The following is a 15,002-nucleotide window of genomic DNA, read 5'->3' as shown; positions in this document are numbered from 1 at the left end:
GTTCATGTCTTAAATATTGCATGAATGGTGATGTCAACCTTTCATCTGTAGACGATGTAATGAAACTTATGAATGGTGATGGGTTAGGAAAAGTTAGTAGGTAAAATATGACTACATAAAATATTGTAAGTAAATGCTTGTATTGAAAATTACAAGTGAAGCTTACAAGCTAGGGGTGATTAGGATGACTGTAAAAGAAAGAATTGAACAATTAAGAAATGAGATGAGAAAAAGAGGCATAGATGCCTTTATTGTTCCAAGTTCTGATCCACATCAAAGTGAATATGTAGCAGAGCACTATACTGCCAGAACTTTTATAACAGGATTTACTGGTTCTGCGGGTACTGCAATTGTAACTTTAACGCAGGCAGGTTTATGGACAGATGGAAGATATTTCTTGCAAGCGGAAAATCAATTAATAGATACAGGGGTAACACTATTTAGAATGGGTAACGAGGGTGTTCCAACTGTGGAAGCATTTTTGAAAGAAACGCTACATCAAGGAGCAAAAATTGCTTTTGATGGTAAGGTTATTTCAATAGAATATTTTAGAGGATTAAAGATCGCTTTAGAAAGTAGTGCATTTTCCTATGAAGTTAATGAAGATTTAGTAGATATAATTTGGAAAGATAGACCACAAAAACCTTGTAGCCAGGTAGTTCTGCATGATGTAGTATATGCCGGAGAGTCAAGAGAATCAAAACTTGCAAGGGTTGCACGTGAAATGGAAACTATGGGAGCAAACTACTATGTTATATCGGGACTTGATGACATAGCATGGCTGTTAAACATTAGAGCGCGAGATATAAAATGCAATCCACTAACTATATCTTACACCGTTGTTTCAGAGAAAAAATATTATTTATTTATAGACGATAAGAAAATAAATTCAGAGGTCAGAGCGGAACTCGAAAAGGCTAATGTAGAAATAAAACCTTACGAAAACATAGGTGAATTTTTAGGAAAAATCAAAGATGGAGCAATACTACTTGATGCAGCAAGAACTAGTACTTGGATTTATAGTTCCATAAATATTAAGATTTTAGAATCTATGGATATTACTACAAGATTTAAGGGTATAAAGAATGAAATTCAAATTAAAAATGTTAGAAAGGCTATGGTGCGTGATGGTGTAGCTATGGTTAAATTTATAACATGGATGAAGAAAACTATAAAATCGCGTAATATTACAGAAATAGAAGCATCAGATAAAATCGAAGAGATACGAAGTGTAGGAGAAAATTTTTATGATTTAAGCTTTGCATCAATTTCAGCTTATAAAGCAAATGCTTCTATGCCTCATTACACTGCTACAATAAAAAATCAAGCTACTATAAAGCCAAAGGGCCTCTATCTATTAGATTCTGGTGCTCAATATTTAGATGGAACAACAGATATAACAAGAACACTAGCTGTAGGCCCCTTAACTGATGAAGAAAAAACAGATTACACATTAGTATTAAGAGGAATGATTAATTTAACAATGCAGAGATTTTTATATGGAACTACAGGTTCAAATTTAGATATCATAGCTAGAATTCCACTTTGGAATGCGGGTATGGATTATAAGCATGGAACAGGGCATGGAGTAGGTTTCTTTCTTAATGTACATGAAGGACCACACAGAATATCTGTGATTCCCAACACTATTGTGCTTGAAAAAGGAATGGTAGTCTCAAATGAACCAGGAGTTTATAAAGCAGGAAAACATGGTATAAGAATAGAAGACTTAGTTGTCGCTCAGGAAGATGAAAAGACTGAGTATGGTGGACAATTTATGAAGTTTGAGACTTTAACGCTTTGCCCTATAGACTTAGAAGCTATAGAGGTGTCCTTATTAACAAAGGATGAAAAATCTTGGCTAAATAATTATCATAAAACTGTATTTGAAAAGTTATCTATTTATTTAAAGGGAGAAGAACTAGAATACTTAAAGCAAGCAACAGTAGCAATATAAATATAATATTATTAAAAATAAGGAGTAGTTCACGTTTAATGAACTACTCCTTATAAATATTTTATAATAGGGCTTACCATAAGATAAATGATGGGTATGTTATATTTCAGAAAGCTTTTTCAAATGCTTTTCAGAAATTACGTTTATTTTGTCCACTCGCAATTTATATTTTTTAGTATCAACAAGAAAATTTGTAGTTAACCATGTATTCACGATATCAAGTGCTATCCCTGAACCAATTATTTTTGCACCAATACAAAGGACATTTGTATTAGAATGTAAACGTGCTAATTTTGCACAGAATGGATCTTGACAAACAGCAGCATATAAACCATATATTTTGTTAGCGATTAAGGCACTTCCGTATCCAACTCCGTCGATAAAAATTCCTCTATCAGCTTTTCCGTTTGCAACGGCTAAGGCTGCAGGATAGACAAAATGACCTACCTTTCAATAAAATATAATCGTTAATATATATGTTGAAAAGGTAGTTTATAAAAGAGGTGTAAAGAAAAAAACAATATGCTATAATAAAGTTAATTAATAAATTACAGAATATTCAGGTACTTTCGTAGAATCTAGGATAAAATCAGATATAAAAATAAGCATATGGGGTTTATAATAACGTAGAAGGAGTGGATTATTATGACAAATAATAAATATCCAAGTTGTGAGATAGCAGGTGGAGGTAAGGTGTTTTTAAAAGACACTAAAAATGGTGAGAAATTTAAAATTATTAGAATGTCTGCTGAGAATATAGAAATAAAAACTTCCATGCAATTAGAAGTAGGTACTTTAGTTGATTTAAAAATAATCTTGAATTCGATACTATTTGAAATGGACATAAATGCTAAAGGAAAAGTAGTTGGAAAATTAGAGCCAACTGAGAAATATAGAATTCAGTTTATAGATTTATCAGACAAAGCAAAAAAAGAAATTGATGAAATTATGCGAAATGCATGTGATATATGTTAATATTGTAAATTATTATTTATAGTTTGTAAATTCTCTTATGCACATAATCTTCTACAATAGTTTATTATTTTATCATATTGGTATATAATAACTGAAATTAGAGTTGATAAAGTAAAACTAGTATTTAAACGCAAAGGTGCTGTTAAATAAAAAGAGCTTATATGGGAGGTTGCATAATGTTTTTTAAAAAAAGAAAAGTAGCAGAAGTAGGTCATGAATTTGAAGCAAGAAATGAATATTTGGACAATAATGTTTTTATCTATAGATTTCGTGAGGGTTTAAATAAATTTGGTGAGATTAATGGTCTAACTATTAATGCAGATATAAATGAAAAACTTAATAATTCATTCCTTATACCATTAGGTGGAAAAATCCCAGCGGAATATAGTCAGTTATATAATGAGTTTTTACATTTGGATGAGGAGAGTGTATGAAAAATAATTTTATGTGATGATACAATGCAGTGCTTGAATGATGCGCTGAAAAACGAAGGAAAAGAGACTAATCATTTGGTTTTATATTTAACAAATGATTGCACTAGCTTTAATATTAAAGAAGAATGTTTTGGCATTGAGGTGAGATATTAAAAAATAAGGAGTAGTTCATTTTTAATGAACTACTCCTTATACTTATATGCAAATAGTTAATTTCTAATTAAGTAGATTATAATAATTTATTTTTTTAAAATGAATTTTACTGTATAATATATGTTATAAAGTAGTTATTATTTAAATGGACATTACATTGAAATATTATATTTATACACAAAATAAAGACTGAATTATTTTTTTCAGAAATTTATTTAGGTTAATTAAAACGGAGGTTATATAAATCAAAAATTCATCAAAACATTCAATAGTCATAGGTGCTGCATTATTTGCAATGTTCTTCGGTGCAGGTAACTTAATTTTCCTACCAGCATTAGGAAGGGTAGCCGAAAATAAAATTCTATTTTCAATTATAGGTTTCCTTATTATAGGGCCTTTATTCGCAATTCCAAGAACAGCTGCAACAACTTTCGAATTAGGAATACACCCTTTAATTCTATTGATTTGACAGAATGTATCAATTATAGTTTTTTTTGTAATAGTGCTCACATTTTCGCTTAAACCTTCTTCAATAATTGATCCTATTGGACTAATTGTAATTGTTTTAATAGTAAGTGGTCTAAATACTACAAGTGATTTAACAGTAAATATAATTAGATTTTTCAAATATGTTCTCTATCCAGTATTGTAGTATCTTGGTTTGCCTTTTGACTTATTATTGTATTTAATGGTTTCTTTAGGGAAAGTACATATAAAACTACTTATTTAATTTCTTTTGTACTTTTGTACTTTTGAATAACTAGATAAACAGATTGCACCTAGGCCATCTACAATAAAAATTATCCCCATTACAATAAACTTTATCGTAGGGAATTCTTTAGAAATTGCCATCTGTGAAAAGAGAACATTTAAACATACAATTACAATGTTAAATCTCATTAATATTTGTTTAATATTCTCCATGATACTATCGGTAAGATTAAAATTATTAATTACATAATTACTAAACTTGCTTGAGATTAGACTTATAAAAACAATGATAGCAAAAAAATTAAATATAGTTAATAAAATGGTTGCCGTTGAGGTCATAGGATCATCTCCTTATTTTAAATGAATATATCCACATAATTTATAAGCCTCCTGTTATACAATTTATCTTTATGTCACTACTTTTATGGGTATCAGATAAATATATGGGTCAATTATACTATTTTTATATATTCTATAAGAAAGATATATAATCCTCTAAAAAAATTAAAAATTTCAAGAAATATGTTATATATGTATAACTAGCTTGTAGAATCAAAGGGAATGTAATTCAATTTTGTTATATTCAAAATATCAATATGCGCTTAATAAACAAGTAAACCCCACATCTAATGATATGGGGTACTTGATCTGACATAAAAAATATTCCATAATAGAAAATCTATTGCCCTGCTCTTGAACCACTTCCTCCAATTGAACTCTAAGCTCCAATCAGAAATCCCAAATCATATAATCGACCTCTGTTATTAGTTTCATAAATTCGTACATTAGGGTTAAATATGCATATTAAAAATGTAATCGGTACTATTAATCCATGCCATAAACCAGCCCAAAATCCAGCAGGCTGAGCATAGGGTAATTTATATTTTGAATTTGGACCTGCAACTGCAAGAATGTTTACCATAATATCACTCCTATAAAATACTCTGTTTTTAAATATTTAACGTTTAAAGAATAAAGGCTATAACAATTTTTATTATTCATCAATAGTTTGTCTCATTACAACCACTGACTATGCCAAACATTTTTGAGTTATATCTAGAGTTGCACGAGCAACATTCATTTTTATATTTCTCCCCCTGTTGTCACCTCTATTATTATAGTATAATATATTTTAATATATGTAAAATATATGTTACTTAAAATGAAAAAAATGTGACAGGAATAAAATCACATAAGTCGTTTTTATAGATAGATAAATGACGTAAAATCAAAATTAACGTCATTTATTGTATATAAACATCTAGTTTCACCCAATGTGAAAGAAACTAAAAATTATTTATGCTGGACATAAATAATTGATTGAATTACTAAACTAGGAGTTTATTTAAACTAACTGGGCCTACAAATCCATCAACTAGAAGTTTATTTCTTGCTTGAAAATTTTTAACAGCTACAAGGGTAGCAGAACCAAAAATACCATCTGCTCCGCTACTACCACATGGGAATCCTAAAGTTATAAGTCTAGTTTGTAGCCATTTAACTAAAGGACTGCTTGTACCTATTCTAAGAATCACTTTAGCTATCACGCTATTGCTCAAATCACCTCTAACCCCATCTACAACTAGCTTATTTCCGTTTTTATCTGTAATGCCTGATAGATCGCAAGCAACTTGAAAAGATGATACTACTGAATTTATAGGTGTAATTTTACCGAGAACTGCTTTAATTATTGCATTTGCTATTAAATCAGCATTATATATATTCATATCTTTTGCACTGTCTAAAAAGGCACATTCTACAAGGACACAAGGCATAATAGTATTATTTACAATAAATAAATGTGAGCCATCTTTTACACCTCTATTTCCATATCCAAGTAAAGCTATTTCATTGCAAATTTTTGTAGCATAATTTTTAGCAGTTTGAGATATAACGTAACACTCTACTCCTTCACCACCGCCTGTATTAAAATGAATGCTTATATGCAAATCTGAATTAGACCTATTTGCTTTATTAACTCTGTATTGTAAAGATTGTCCAACGTTCGAAAATGCTTGTCCATAAGGTGTGCAATCTATTACTATATTACCTGTATTTTGTAGCTTTTTAATTATTTTACCTACAACTTCTTTATTTAAAGGATCTTCCTTTCTAAGTCCAACTGCTCCAACATCTGGAGTGCAATTATGACCAGCATCTATTGAAATTTTCATATATAAACATCTCCCTAACTCAATTTTATTAATTTTTTGTATTGTATTCTATGTGAATTTTTGTTTATTCCTATAATCTATATATGATCGTTGCATCCTTTTGGTAACCTTCTTTATATTAGTTTATTTACAACTATTAAATATTAAAACTAAGTCGTCGTATATTATGTATACCTAACCAATAGAATTAAAAGGAATGCAATTAATTGTGTTACATTCAAAATATTAATATGTGATTCATAACCAAGTAACCCTATATCCAATGATAGGGGGTACTCGCTTTGACATAAAAGAATGGTTACCATAATATAACTCCTATTGATAAGTAAAAGATATTGAAGGGATAAATGTACCTGATACTTTAAAAGCCTCACTTAACCTATTTTCTTCTAGGTTATAACAATATAAGCTGTTAGGATAAGTTGTTAAACCTATAAAATTTGTTCCATGAGTTCCAATGGGAACTGCAACAAAGTGAATATTTTTCTCATTAGCGCTGAGACATGCTATATATGGTTGAGAAATTTCTATAATCTTATTTTTATATACATAAAAATCCTGTACCGCAATGTCAGGAGCAAATTCGATAATACTAGCATGTTTTTTAATAACATCTATTTTTGATATTTTGGGTACAGGAGAGTTTTTATCTCCACTTTTAGCAAAAATTATATTTCCATTTTTATCACCGAAATTTAAATTAAATTGGCCTATGGAATCATTAGTAATTTAATATATTTTTTTTGTAGATATGTTAAGCCTAAATATATCCCATGGGTTACTTCCGATGGCATCAGAAAAAAGTAAAGTATATCCTTTAGTATTGACTTTACCAGTAACCACTACATCTCTATTCTTTAAAATTTTTTGATTTATCTTTGTCTTAGTATTAAATAACCACAAATGGATTATTACAGTATATAAAAATATTAAATAAAAAATTGTAACTGTTTGTTTTTTGTGTATAATTAATTATGGTCAATAAAACAAATTATCAAAGGGTGGTACAAGTGATAAAAACAATAAGTACACAAAATGAATATGAATTAAAGGTTGATTTTGAAAGAAAGATAGTATATGAAAAATTTAAAGGAATGTTTACAAAAAAAGCTATAGCAAATATGCAAAATGATTATAAAATAAAAATACTTCCTATATTTAAAGGCAGTAAATGGTCTAAATACTGCGATATGATAACTTACAATTTATCAGACAGTAAAAATGAATTAGGAGAATTTGCTCAGTATTGTAGTGATAATGGAATAGTCCATGCGGCCCTTATCGTTGAAAATGTAGTAGTAAAAATGCAAATGAATAGAATAGGCAAAAATATAGGAGTTACACCGGTTGTATTTACTGATGAAACGGAAGCCGAAGATTACTTAAAAACAGTTGGATATTAATAATCTATGTGAATATTAATAAGAAATGAACATCCTAAAAGATGTTCATTTTTTATTGCTTAAAAATAATAATATAGAGCATATCTTACAAGCTATTCATAATATGATTTTTATGTTATGGGAAATATGTATAATGTAACATATATATGGTAAAATGTTAAATAAAAGTATAGTGTATTTTAACATCACTAATTGAGGAGTTTATTAATGCACGGAAAAAGAAACCGAAGGATGATGATAGAATATGAATGATTCTTTTTACAGACAGGTAACAAAGCAAATGGGGATAAGGCTTAAAGAAGCAATAGAAAAAATGGTAGCAGAGGTATTTAGCGCCAATAAAGAACTTGCCTTTCAAATTGGAGAGAAAGCAGACAGAGCAGCAGAGTTAATTATCGTTAATAGAGAGCTTGCCTTTCAAATTAGAGAGAAAGCGAATAGGGCTGCAGAGTTAATTACCGTTAATAAAGAGCTTGCATTTCAAAGTGGAGAGAAATCAGACAGGGAAGCGGAGTTAATTGTCGCTAATAAAGAGTTAATAATTGCGAATAAGGCACAGGGAGAATTCCTTGTTAACATATCTCATGAACTTAAAACACCATTAAATGTTATTTTTTCAACAGCTCAGTTATTTGATATGTATTGTAAGAGTGGTTCATTAGATAATAATAAGAAGTCAATCACTAAATATATAGAATCAATCAAGCAAAATTCTTATAGATTATCTAAGCTTATCAATAATATAGTTGATTTATCAAAGATTGATGCGGGTTTTTTAAAATTGAACTTATCAAATAATAATATAATCACAGTTGTTGAAGAAATAGTGATGTCTGTAACTAGTTTGATTGAGTGTAAAGGGCTAAATATTATTTTTGACACGGATGTAGAAGAAAGAATTATTGCGTGTGATATTGAAAAGATAGAGAGAATAGTATTAAATCTTATATCAAATGCGATAAAATTTTCAGATGAAGGTGATGAAATAGTTGTAGACGTTAAGGATAAGAACGAATTTATTGAAATATCAGTTAAAGATAAGGGCATAGGAATTGAAGAAGGAAATTTAAATATGATATTTGATAGATTTAAACAGGTAGACAAATCATTATCAAGGAATACGGAAGGTACAGGTATTGGCTTAAGTTTAGTTAAGTCCATTGTAGATTTACTTGGTGGGAATATATACGTTGAAAGTGAATATGGAAAAGGAAGTAAGTTTACGGTTCAGCTTCCTTCAGGAAAGGTGCTTCAGGAAAATATGATATATAGTAGCGAAATGAGAAGTAAAAATCAAAGCATACGAGTGGAACTTTCAGATATTTATTTGTAGATTTCTTATATTAATAACTGAAAGGTATAAATAAAATATTATTATGTTCAATAGAGAGAGGCTGTTTAATTAACCTATCTCTTTTATTACGTTATAAATATAAATTTACAAATGTGAGTAAATAATAATTTATTGGACATACTCTCTAATAGGTAATATTTGGTATAAAATCTTATAGAAGCTTATCTAATAAATAGCAATATGCTTGATAATAATTACTAGAAGCGCGAGGAGGATATAATGATTACATTTAAAAGGCTTAGATATATCTTATTAATATCAATATTCACGATTGGTATTTTAGAAATGACAACAGCAAAATTATTTGCAGCTACATTAACAACTGATACCTATACTGTGAAAAGTGGGGATAGTTTATCTGTAATAGCGCGAGATCATGGGGAATCATTAAATGATTTAATGAAAGCTAATAATAAACGAAATGATTTAATTTTAGTAGGGCAAATTCTTAATGTATCCACAAAAGGCAATTCTAATATAGACAAGGCATTACAAAATAAAGACTCTTCATATTTAACAAACAAAGCTGAACAAGAAAAAATAAGAAATTCTGTTGCTTTTACTTCAAATCCGATTTTAGAGTATGCTGCAAATTTTCTTGGGGTTCCTTACGTATGGGGTGGTACAAGCCCGGTGGGCTTTGACTGCTCGGGATTTACACAATATGTATTTTCTTATTTTGGTATAACATTGCCGAGGGTATCACAGGAGCAACAAAATGTAGGAGTCCTTATATCTAGAGAAAATCTTAGACCAGGAGATTTGGTGTTTTTCGGTAAACCTGCTCATCATGTAGGAATATATGTAGGAAATGGTAAAATGATAGATGCACCTCATACAGGTGATGTTGTTAGAATTCAGTCACTAAATAGTGATTTTACGTATGGGCGTAGACTTACCTTGAAAAAGGTAGAATCAAATGTAATTTTGCATAAATTAATGTGTAATGCAGTAGAAAAATTTACCAAAACATAAATCTATATAACAAATAAAAAAGGCTGAGTTTTACATAAAAGTAAACTCAACCTTCGCTTATACTGTTTTAAAAAGTAGATATTTAGGAGACTTCTTCTAAATTAGGGGTAATCTCTCCACGAATTTCTGCAGCAGTATGTATTTTATAATTTTTAAACATAATAGATCCTATGTACCCACTGAAGATACTAACTATAATACAACCTAAGGCTGTTATTAGCACTTTAGGAGCTGGATTATATGCAAACATTACTGCGAACCCTGCTATAGGGGTTGCTGTACCGGGGGTATTATTTATAAGTCCCATTAATGCAATTATTACTCCGCATAAAGAACCACCTATAAAATTAGTCACATAAATTGGTATGGGATTTGCTGTGGTTATATCAGCTTGTGTTAGAGGTTCTATAGCTACTGAAATTGTATCTTTTTTACTTCCAAATTTCATTCTTGTAAATAATACAAAATTCATAAATGATGAACCAAATACTGATAATGCGCCTATAGCCATAGGTGCACCGGTAAGCCCAAGCATTGCTGTTAAAGCCATTGAACTAAGAGGTGCAGTGGCAACAACGGTTATTGTTCCTCCAAGCACTATACCCATTATTATTGGGCTAGAAGTTGATGCAGAAGTTAAAATTCTACCGATATTTAATAACGTAGAATTTACTATAGGAGTCATACAGTTTCCTATAAATCTAGTTAATGGAGCTGCAAAAACAATTATAACTATTAAGTCTAAGCCCGCTGGTAATTTCTTTTCTAGATATTTAACTACAGATGACATAAAATATCCAGCTATAAATCCGGGTATGATGCCAAGACCAGAACAAGATAGCCCAAGCAATACTGCATATATTGGTGAAACACCAAGAGCTAAAGGTACAAGTATTGCAGCGGCTACTCCGCCTAAGCTACCATTAGATAACCCAACTTCTTTTAAGAATTTTATCTTTAATACATCACCAAAAAATGCAGAGTGAAAAGCTTCAACTAGAAAGCTTGCACAGGCAGCACTTGCTAGTGCACCCATAGCTTTCATTCCATGAGGTGCTTTGTAACTAAAAAGTGTAAATAAAGCTAAAACTAATAATAAAAGACCAGTTCCTATTAAAATATTCATTTAATTTTCCTCCTTATAATTACAAAATTATTTTTTTGAAAATACCTTATCTTTAAGTGCTAGACCAGTTTTAGTAATAGCAAGACCACCAAGAGCAGTTTCTCTTAAAGAAGCTGGTAATTCTATGCCAATTTTATACATTGCAGATAATGTATCATCAAATGGTATTTTTGAAGAAACACCAGCCATAACTAAATCAGCGGTAGAAAGTGCACTAATTGCACCAGCTACATTCCTTTTTGCACAAGGAATTTCAACGAGTCCTGCAACTGGATCACAAACAAGTCCTAATACATTTTTAAATACGATGGCACCAGCATTGAAACTCATTTCTGGTGTTCCTCCCATCATTTCCACAACGGCAGCGGAGGCCATGGCAGCTGCAGAACCACACTCTGACTGACAACCACCTTCTGCACCTGCAAAGGTTGCATTCATTCCAATAATCATACCGACTGCAGAAGCTGCAAATAATCCTTCCATCATTTCATAAGTGCTTTTTCCAAGCTTTTCACCAGCAGTTAATATTACGGCTGGAAGTATCCCACATGATCCAGCTGTTGGACATGCTACTATTTTACCCATAGAACTATTAACTTCTGAAGAAGATAACGCCATAGCCATAGCTTTTATAGCAGTGTCTCCTAAAAGTGATTTACCTGATTCTAAGTATTTTTGAAGTTTATAAGCATCTCCACCTATAAGACCACTTAATGAATAAACTTCTTTTTCTCTTGCAGAAAGAGCACCGCGCCTCATTACATCAAGAGTTTCTTTCATATGTAGAAATAATTCTTCTCGCGTGCTATCCTTTTGCTCAATTTCAAGATTTATTGCATATTCACTTAATTTGATATTTTTTGTTTTACATATTTGGATAAGTTCACTAGCTGACTTTGCGATCATTATGTTTCCTCCTTGTTTCTGGATTGATAACTATTACTTTGTTTATTCCTGTAATTTTTTTTATAGCTTTTACTAAAGAAGCGGGAATAGTACTATCTACTTCAAAAGTCATAGTTGCAGATTTTCCTTTTTCGTATCTAACAAGTTTTAAAAAAGCAATATTAATTTTATCCTCATAAATAAGGTCTGACACTTTTGCTACTGTTCCTGGAATATCATCATGACAAGTGATAATAGTAGGATTTTCACCCGTTATAAGAACACTATTTCCGTTGATTTCATTTATTTCTACATTGCCACCACCAATAGACGAACCCGTTATTTCGAAATAATTATTATTAATATCTGTTATTAAAAATTTAACTGTATTTGGATGTACTTGTCCAAGATCATACTCAATAAAATTTATTTTTAAACCTTTACTTTCAGCAATTAAAATAGAATTTCTAAGATCATCATCACTTGGTTCCATTCCAAGTATTCCGGCAACTAGTGCTCTATCAGTTCCATGCCCTTTATAAGTTTTACCAAAAGACCCATGAAGTAAGAATGTAACCTTTTTTATATCAGCACCGACAATAGTTTTTGCTATTTTACCAAGTTTAGCAGCACCAGCTGTATGAGAAGATGATGGACCGATCATTATAGGACCTATAATATCAAAGACACCAAAATTTTTCATGTTAAGTATTTCTCCTTTCCACAATATAATACAATTTATATTTTTAAGCTTGTTATTCTTTTGAAGTTTGAGCTCTAAATCAAACCAGTAACCGTTTTCTTATACTTTAATTTAAAATCATAATGTCAATAAACAACATTCTACATTTTTATTATATAAGCAACATTTCAAAAACACTCAGTTAACATCAAAAAAATATCTAATGATCTAAATATTAAAAATATTTAGATCATTAGATATTTGGAAAACGCTAAAAATTTTAGCCCATTTTATTTTGTTTTATTTTTATAACAAATTCAGTCCCTTTTCCTATAACGGAATGAACATCTATAGTACCCGAAAAAATATCGTTAACAATACCTTTTACATGGGCAAGTCCTATACCCCTACAAATGTCACCAGTATCGCAGTTGAATTTAGTTGAGAATCCAGGATTGAATATATACTCAATATCTTTTTCTTTTATGCCTTTACCATTATCAGATACAACAAGAATACACTCATCTTGGCTTTTACAAATTAAAATTTTAACATATCCATTTTTTGTTTTATCCATAGACTCAATACTATTGTAAATAAGGTTTCGTAATATGCAAACAAGATAAAAATGCTCCACTACATTAAAATTATTCTTTATTTCGAATTTTAAATTTACATTAGAGTTATTTCTTTTTATATATTCCCTTACATCCATTCCAATAATATTTACCATATCTTTAATATCCATTTTAACATTATCTGTTTTTTCACCAACCATTTCATCTAAACCCTTTATAACGCTTATATAATCTTTTTTTATTTCATGCACGTCTTTTGCTATATCAAGAGAAAGGTTTTTTAGTTCAGAAGGATACTTTTGCTGCGATATTGTTTTGTAAAGTAGATATGCTTTTTTCATAACATCTTCAATATCTGAATTATTTTTGTTCATAAAATATATTTCGCTTTTCATACTTGAAGTCATTAAAATTAATTTTCTATATCTTTCTTCATGTTCTTCCTTTATTAGTAAAGACTTATAATGTTTTAGTAGTAATATTATGCATACTGAAATTATAGCTCTTATAAATGCTACAATTGCTAGATCTTGAAACATTAAATAACCGTATCCTCTAAAATGAAGTATTGCACTTATTTCTATAATATTTGAAAACAAATCACATAAAAATGCACAAAAAAACAAGTCAGTAATGCCTTTCTTCTTCTTTTTCCAATACAATAAATAAAATAATATACCATATGAAAAATAAAACAATACATCTGTCCGTATAACCCCAAGAGTAGTATAAAAATTGTTAGTACTTAAATATAAAAACATTCCCCTATAAAGTGGATAAATGATCCCAGTTGTAAAAAGAATTTCTATAGGATTAAATTGTTTATAAAAATAAAGAAAAACAGGTAATATAACAACAGAAAGGGTTATTATAAATCCTGGCACAAAAAAATTTATACTAACTTGGGACGCCAAGGCAACCACTATAGCAATAATAAAAATAGATTTTATTTTTTTCATTTTATTAAATACTACTTAAATCTAGACTTATCTTATTTATCATAATATTTTGCTCCTTAAAACTTCATACTTTAAACTTATTATAACATTTTCTATTAAATAAAGTTCTTGACCTTAAAATATTCCGTTTATTTTGTTATTTCTACATATGAGCACAATTCACAAAACCTGAAGTACAAAATAAAATTGGTAGAGGAGATTATGCTTGGTATGTAGGTTATGCACCCGCAAAGAACCCTAAAATTGCAATATCTATAGTTATATTTGATGGTGGTTATGGCTCTGATGCTGCAAACGTAGCTAGAGGAATGTACGAGAGTTATTTTAAAAATGATCCTCGCATGAAACAATATAAAAATCATTATGATATAAAATTAAAACGTATTAAATAAATACATGCAATCAATAAAACAAGCCCTAAAATTACATTCAATAGATTATAATTAGAATAGGGTTATTCACATATTAAAGGCTACCATACCTTCTAAAATGTTTTGACATAATAAATGCTAATATCAATTGTAGTGAAACTTATATAAGAGGAGGTATTTAAAATAATGGATGAAAAAAAAGGTAGTGCTATTGCATTGTTACCATTAGTTATATTTATGGCTTTATTTCTTGGTGTTTCAATTA

At 29.7% G+C, this 15,002-nt stretch carries 15 protein-coding genes and 3 pseudogenes; 10 read left to right on the top strand and 8 right to left on the bottom strand.

Annotated features, from left to right (window positions below):
- Positions 1-184 precede the first annotated feature (184 nt).
- On the top strand, positions 185-1,957 hold the full coding sequence (locus Q0649_RS09745; RefSeq protein ID WP_298840869.1) for an aminopeptidase P family protein: 1,773 nt from the start codon (positions 185-187) through the stop codon (positions 1,955-1,957).
- Positions 1,958-2,056: 99 nt separating this feature from the next.
- Here the strand turns inward: Q0649_RS09745 and Q0649_RS09740 are convergent, their stop codons facing one another.
- Positions 2,057-2,338 carry an RpiB/LacA/LacB family sugar-phosphate isomerase gene (locus Q0649_RS09740; protein ID WP_298840872.1) on the bottom strand — a complete coding sequence of 94 codons (282 nt, stop codon included), beginning with the start codon at positions 2,336-2,338 and terminating at the stop codon, positions 2,057-2,059.
- 264 nt (positions 2,339-2,602) lie between these two features.
- Between Q0649_RS09740 and Q0649_RS09735 the strand changes: the two genes are divergently transcribed.
- The 3 genes from Q0649_RS09735 (at position 2,603) to Q0649_RS09725 (ending at position 3,988) form a co-directional block, all read left to right on the top strand.
- Positions 2,603-2,932, top strand: coding sequence for a hypothetical protein (locus tag Q0649_RS09735; RefSeq protein ID WP_298840866.1), 330 nt, complete (start codon positions 2,603-2,605; stop codon positions 2,930-2,932).
- Positions 2,933-3,108: 176 nt separating this feature from the next.
- On the top strand, positions 3,109-3,366 hold the full coding sequence (locus Q0649_RS09730) for a hypothetical protein (RefSeq protein WP_298840864.1): 258 nt from the start codon (positions 3,109-3,111) through the stop codon (positions 3,364-3,366).
- Positions 3,367-3,814: 448 nt separating this feature from the next.
- The gene (locus Q0649_RS09725) at positions 3,815-3,988 is read left to right on the top strand and encodes a branched-chain amino acid transport system II carrier protein (protein WP_298840863.1); all 174 of its coding nucleotides are present in this window, start codon (positions 3,815-3,817) and stop codon (positions 3,986-3,988) included.
- A gap of 257 nt (positions 3,989-4,245) precedes the next feature.
- On the opposite strand, the gene Q0649_RS09720 is transcribed toward Q0649_RS09725, so the two are convergent.
- The 3 genes from Q0649_RS09720 to Q0649_RS09710 form a co-directional block, all read right to left on the bottom strand.
- Positions 4,246-4,569 carry a hypothetical protein gene (locus Q0649_RS09720; protein ID WP_298840860.1) on the bottom strand — a complete coding sequence of 108 codons (324 nt, stop codon included), beginning with the start codon at positions 4,567-4,569 and terminating at the stop codon, positions 4,246-4,248.
- A 379-nt stretch (positions 4,570-4,948) separates the two neighbouring features.
- Entirely contained in the window at positions 4,949-5,152 is a 204-nt protein-coding gene (locus Q0649_RS09715) for a hypothetical protein (RefSeq protein WP_298840857.1), read from the bottom strand.
- 406 nt (positions 5,153-5,558) lie between these two features.
- Positions 5,559-6,404, bottom strand: coding sequence for an N-acetylmuramoyl-L-alanine amidase (locus Q0649_RS09710; RefSeq protein ID WP_298840854.1), 846 nt, complete (start codon positions 6,402-6,404; stop codon positions 5,559-5,561).
- Positions 6,405-6,972: 568 nt separating this feature from the next.
- On the opposite strand from Q0649_RS09710, the gene Q0649_RS09705 reads away from it, so the two are divergent.
- The 5 genes and pseudogenes from Q0649_RS09705 to Q0649_RS09685 all read left to right on the top strand — a co-directional run.
- The gene (locus tag Q0649_RS09705; RefSeq protein ID WP_298840851.1) at positions 6,973-7,137 is read left to right on the top strand and encodes a hypothetical protein; all 165 of its coding nucleotides are present in this window, start codon (positions 6,973-6,975) and stop codon (positions 7,135-7,137) included.
- A 277-nt stretch (positions 7,138-7,414) separates the two neighbouring features.
- On the top strand, positions 7,415-7,807 hold the full coding sequence (locus Q0649_RS09700) for a hypothetical protein (protein ID WP_298840848.1): 393 nt from the start codon (positions 7,415-7,417) through the stop codon (positions 7,805-7,807).
- A 244-nt stretch (positions 7,808-8,051) separates the two neighbouring features.
- Positions 8,052-9,140 carry a sensor histidine kinase KdpD gene (locus tag Q0649_RS09695; RefSeq protein WP_298840845.1) on the top strand — a complete coding sequence of 363 codons (1,089 nt, stop codon included), beginning with the start codon at positions 8,052-8,054 and terminating at the stop codon, positions 9,138-9,140.
- A 240-nt stretch (positions 9,141-9,380) separates the two neighbouring features.
- Positions 9,381-9,605 (top strand): annotated as a pseudogene (locus Q0649_RS09690) (LysM peptidoglycan-binding domain-containing protein); the annotation flags it as partial.
- Positions 9,606-9,722: 117 nt separating this feature from the next.
- Positions 9,723-10,058: pseudogene (locus Q0649_RS09685) on the top strand (C40 family peptidase); the annotation flags it as partial.
- Positions 10,059-10,218: 160 nt separating this feature from the next.
- Here Q0649_RS09685 and Q0649_RS09680 read toward each other — a convergent pair.
- The 4 genes from Q0649_RS09680 to Q0649_RS09665 all read right to left on the bottom strand — a co-directional run bounded on the left by Q0649_RS09680 (position 10,219) and on the right by Q0649_RS09665 (position 14,366).
- Positions 10,219-11,262 (bottom strand): PTS sugar transporter subunit IIC, encoded by a 1,044-nt coding sequence (locus Q0649_RS09680; RefSeq protein WP_298840843.1) that lies wholly within the window; start codon positions 11,260-11,262, stop codon positions 10,219-10,221.
- A gap of 27 nt (positions 11,263-11,289) precedes the next feature.
- Positions 11,290-12,168: an L-serine ammonia-lyase, iron-sulfur-dependent, subunit alpha gene (gene sdaAA, locus Q0649_RS09675; RefSeq protein ID WP_298840840.1), complete on the bottom strand. Its 879-nt coding sequence runs from the start codon at positions 12,166-12,168 to the stop codon at positions 11,290-11,292.
- The gene (gene sdaAB, locus Q0649_RS09670; RefSeq protein WP_298840838.1) at positions 12,149-12,850 is read right to left on the bottom strand and encodes an L-serine ammonia-lyase, iron-sulfur-dependent subunit beta; all 702 of its coding nucleotides are present in this window, start codon (positions 12,848-12,850) and stop codon (positions 12,149-12,151) included. Before sdaAB ends, sdaAA begins: the two co-directional genes overlap by 20 nt.
- Before the next feature lie 259 nt (positions 12,851-13,109).
- Positions 13,110-14,366 carry an ATP-binding protein gene (locus Q0649_RS09665; RefSeq protein ID WP_298840836.1) on the bottom strand — a complete coding sequence of 419 codons (1,257 nt, stop codon included), beginning with the start codon at positions 14,364-14,366 and terminating at the stop codon, positions 13,110-13,112.
- Between the two features lie 173 nt (positions 14,367-14,539).
- On the opposite strand from Q0649_RS09665, the pseudogene Q0649_RS09660 reads away from it, so the two are divergent.
- Positions 14,540-14,758, top strand: a pseudogene (locus tag Q0649_RS09660) (penicillin-binding transpeptidase domain-containing protein); the annotation flags it as partial.
- Positions 14,759-15,002: the final 244 nt, after the last annotated feature.

The sequence above is a fragment of the uncultured Clostridium sp. genome (assembly GCF_937920395.1).
Lineage (GTDB): Bacteria > Bacillota > Clostridia > Clostridiales > Clostridiaceae > Clostridium_AD.
Note: the sequence above shows the minus strand (reverse complement) of the source record. Positions and strands in the feature narration are given on the sequence as shown.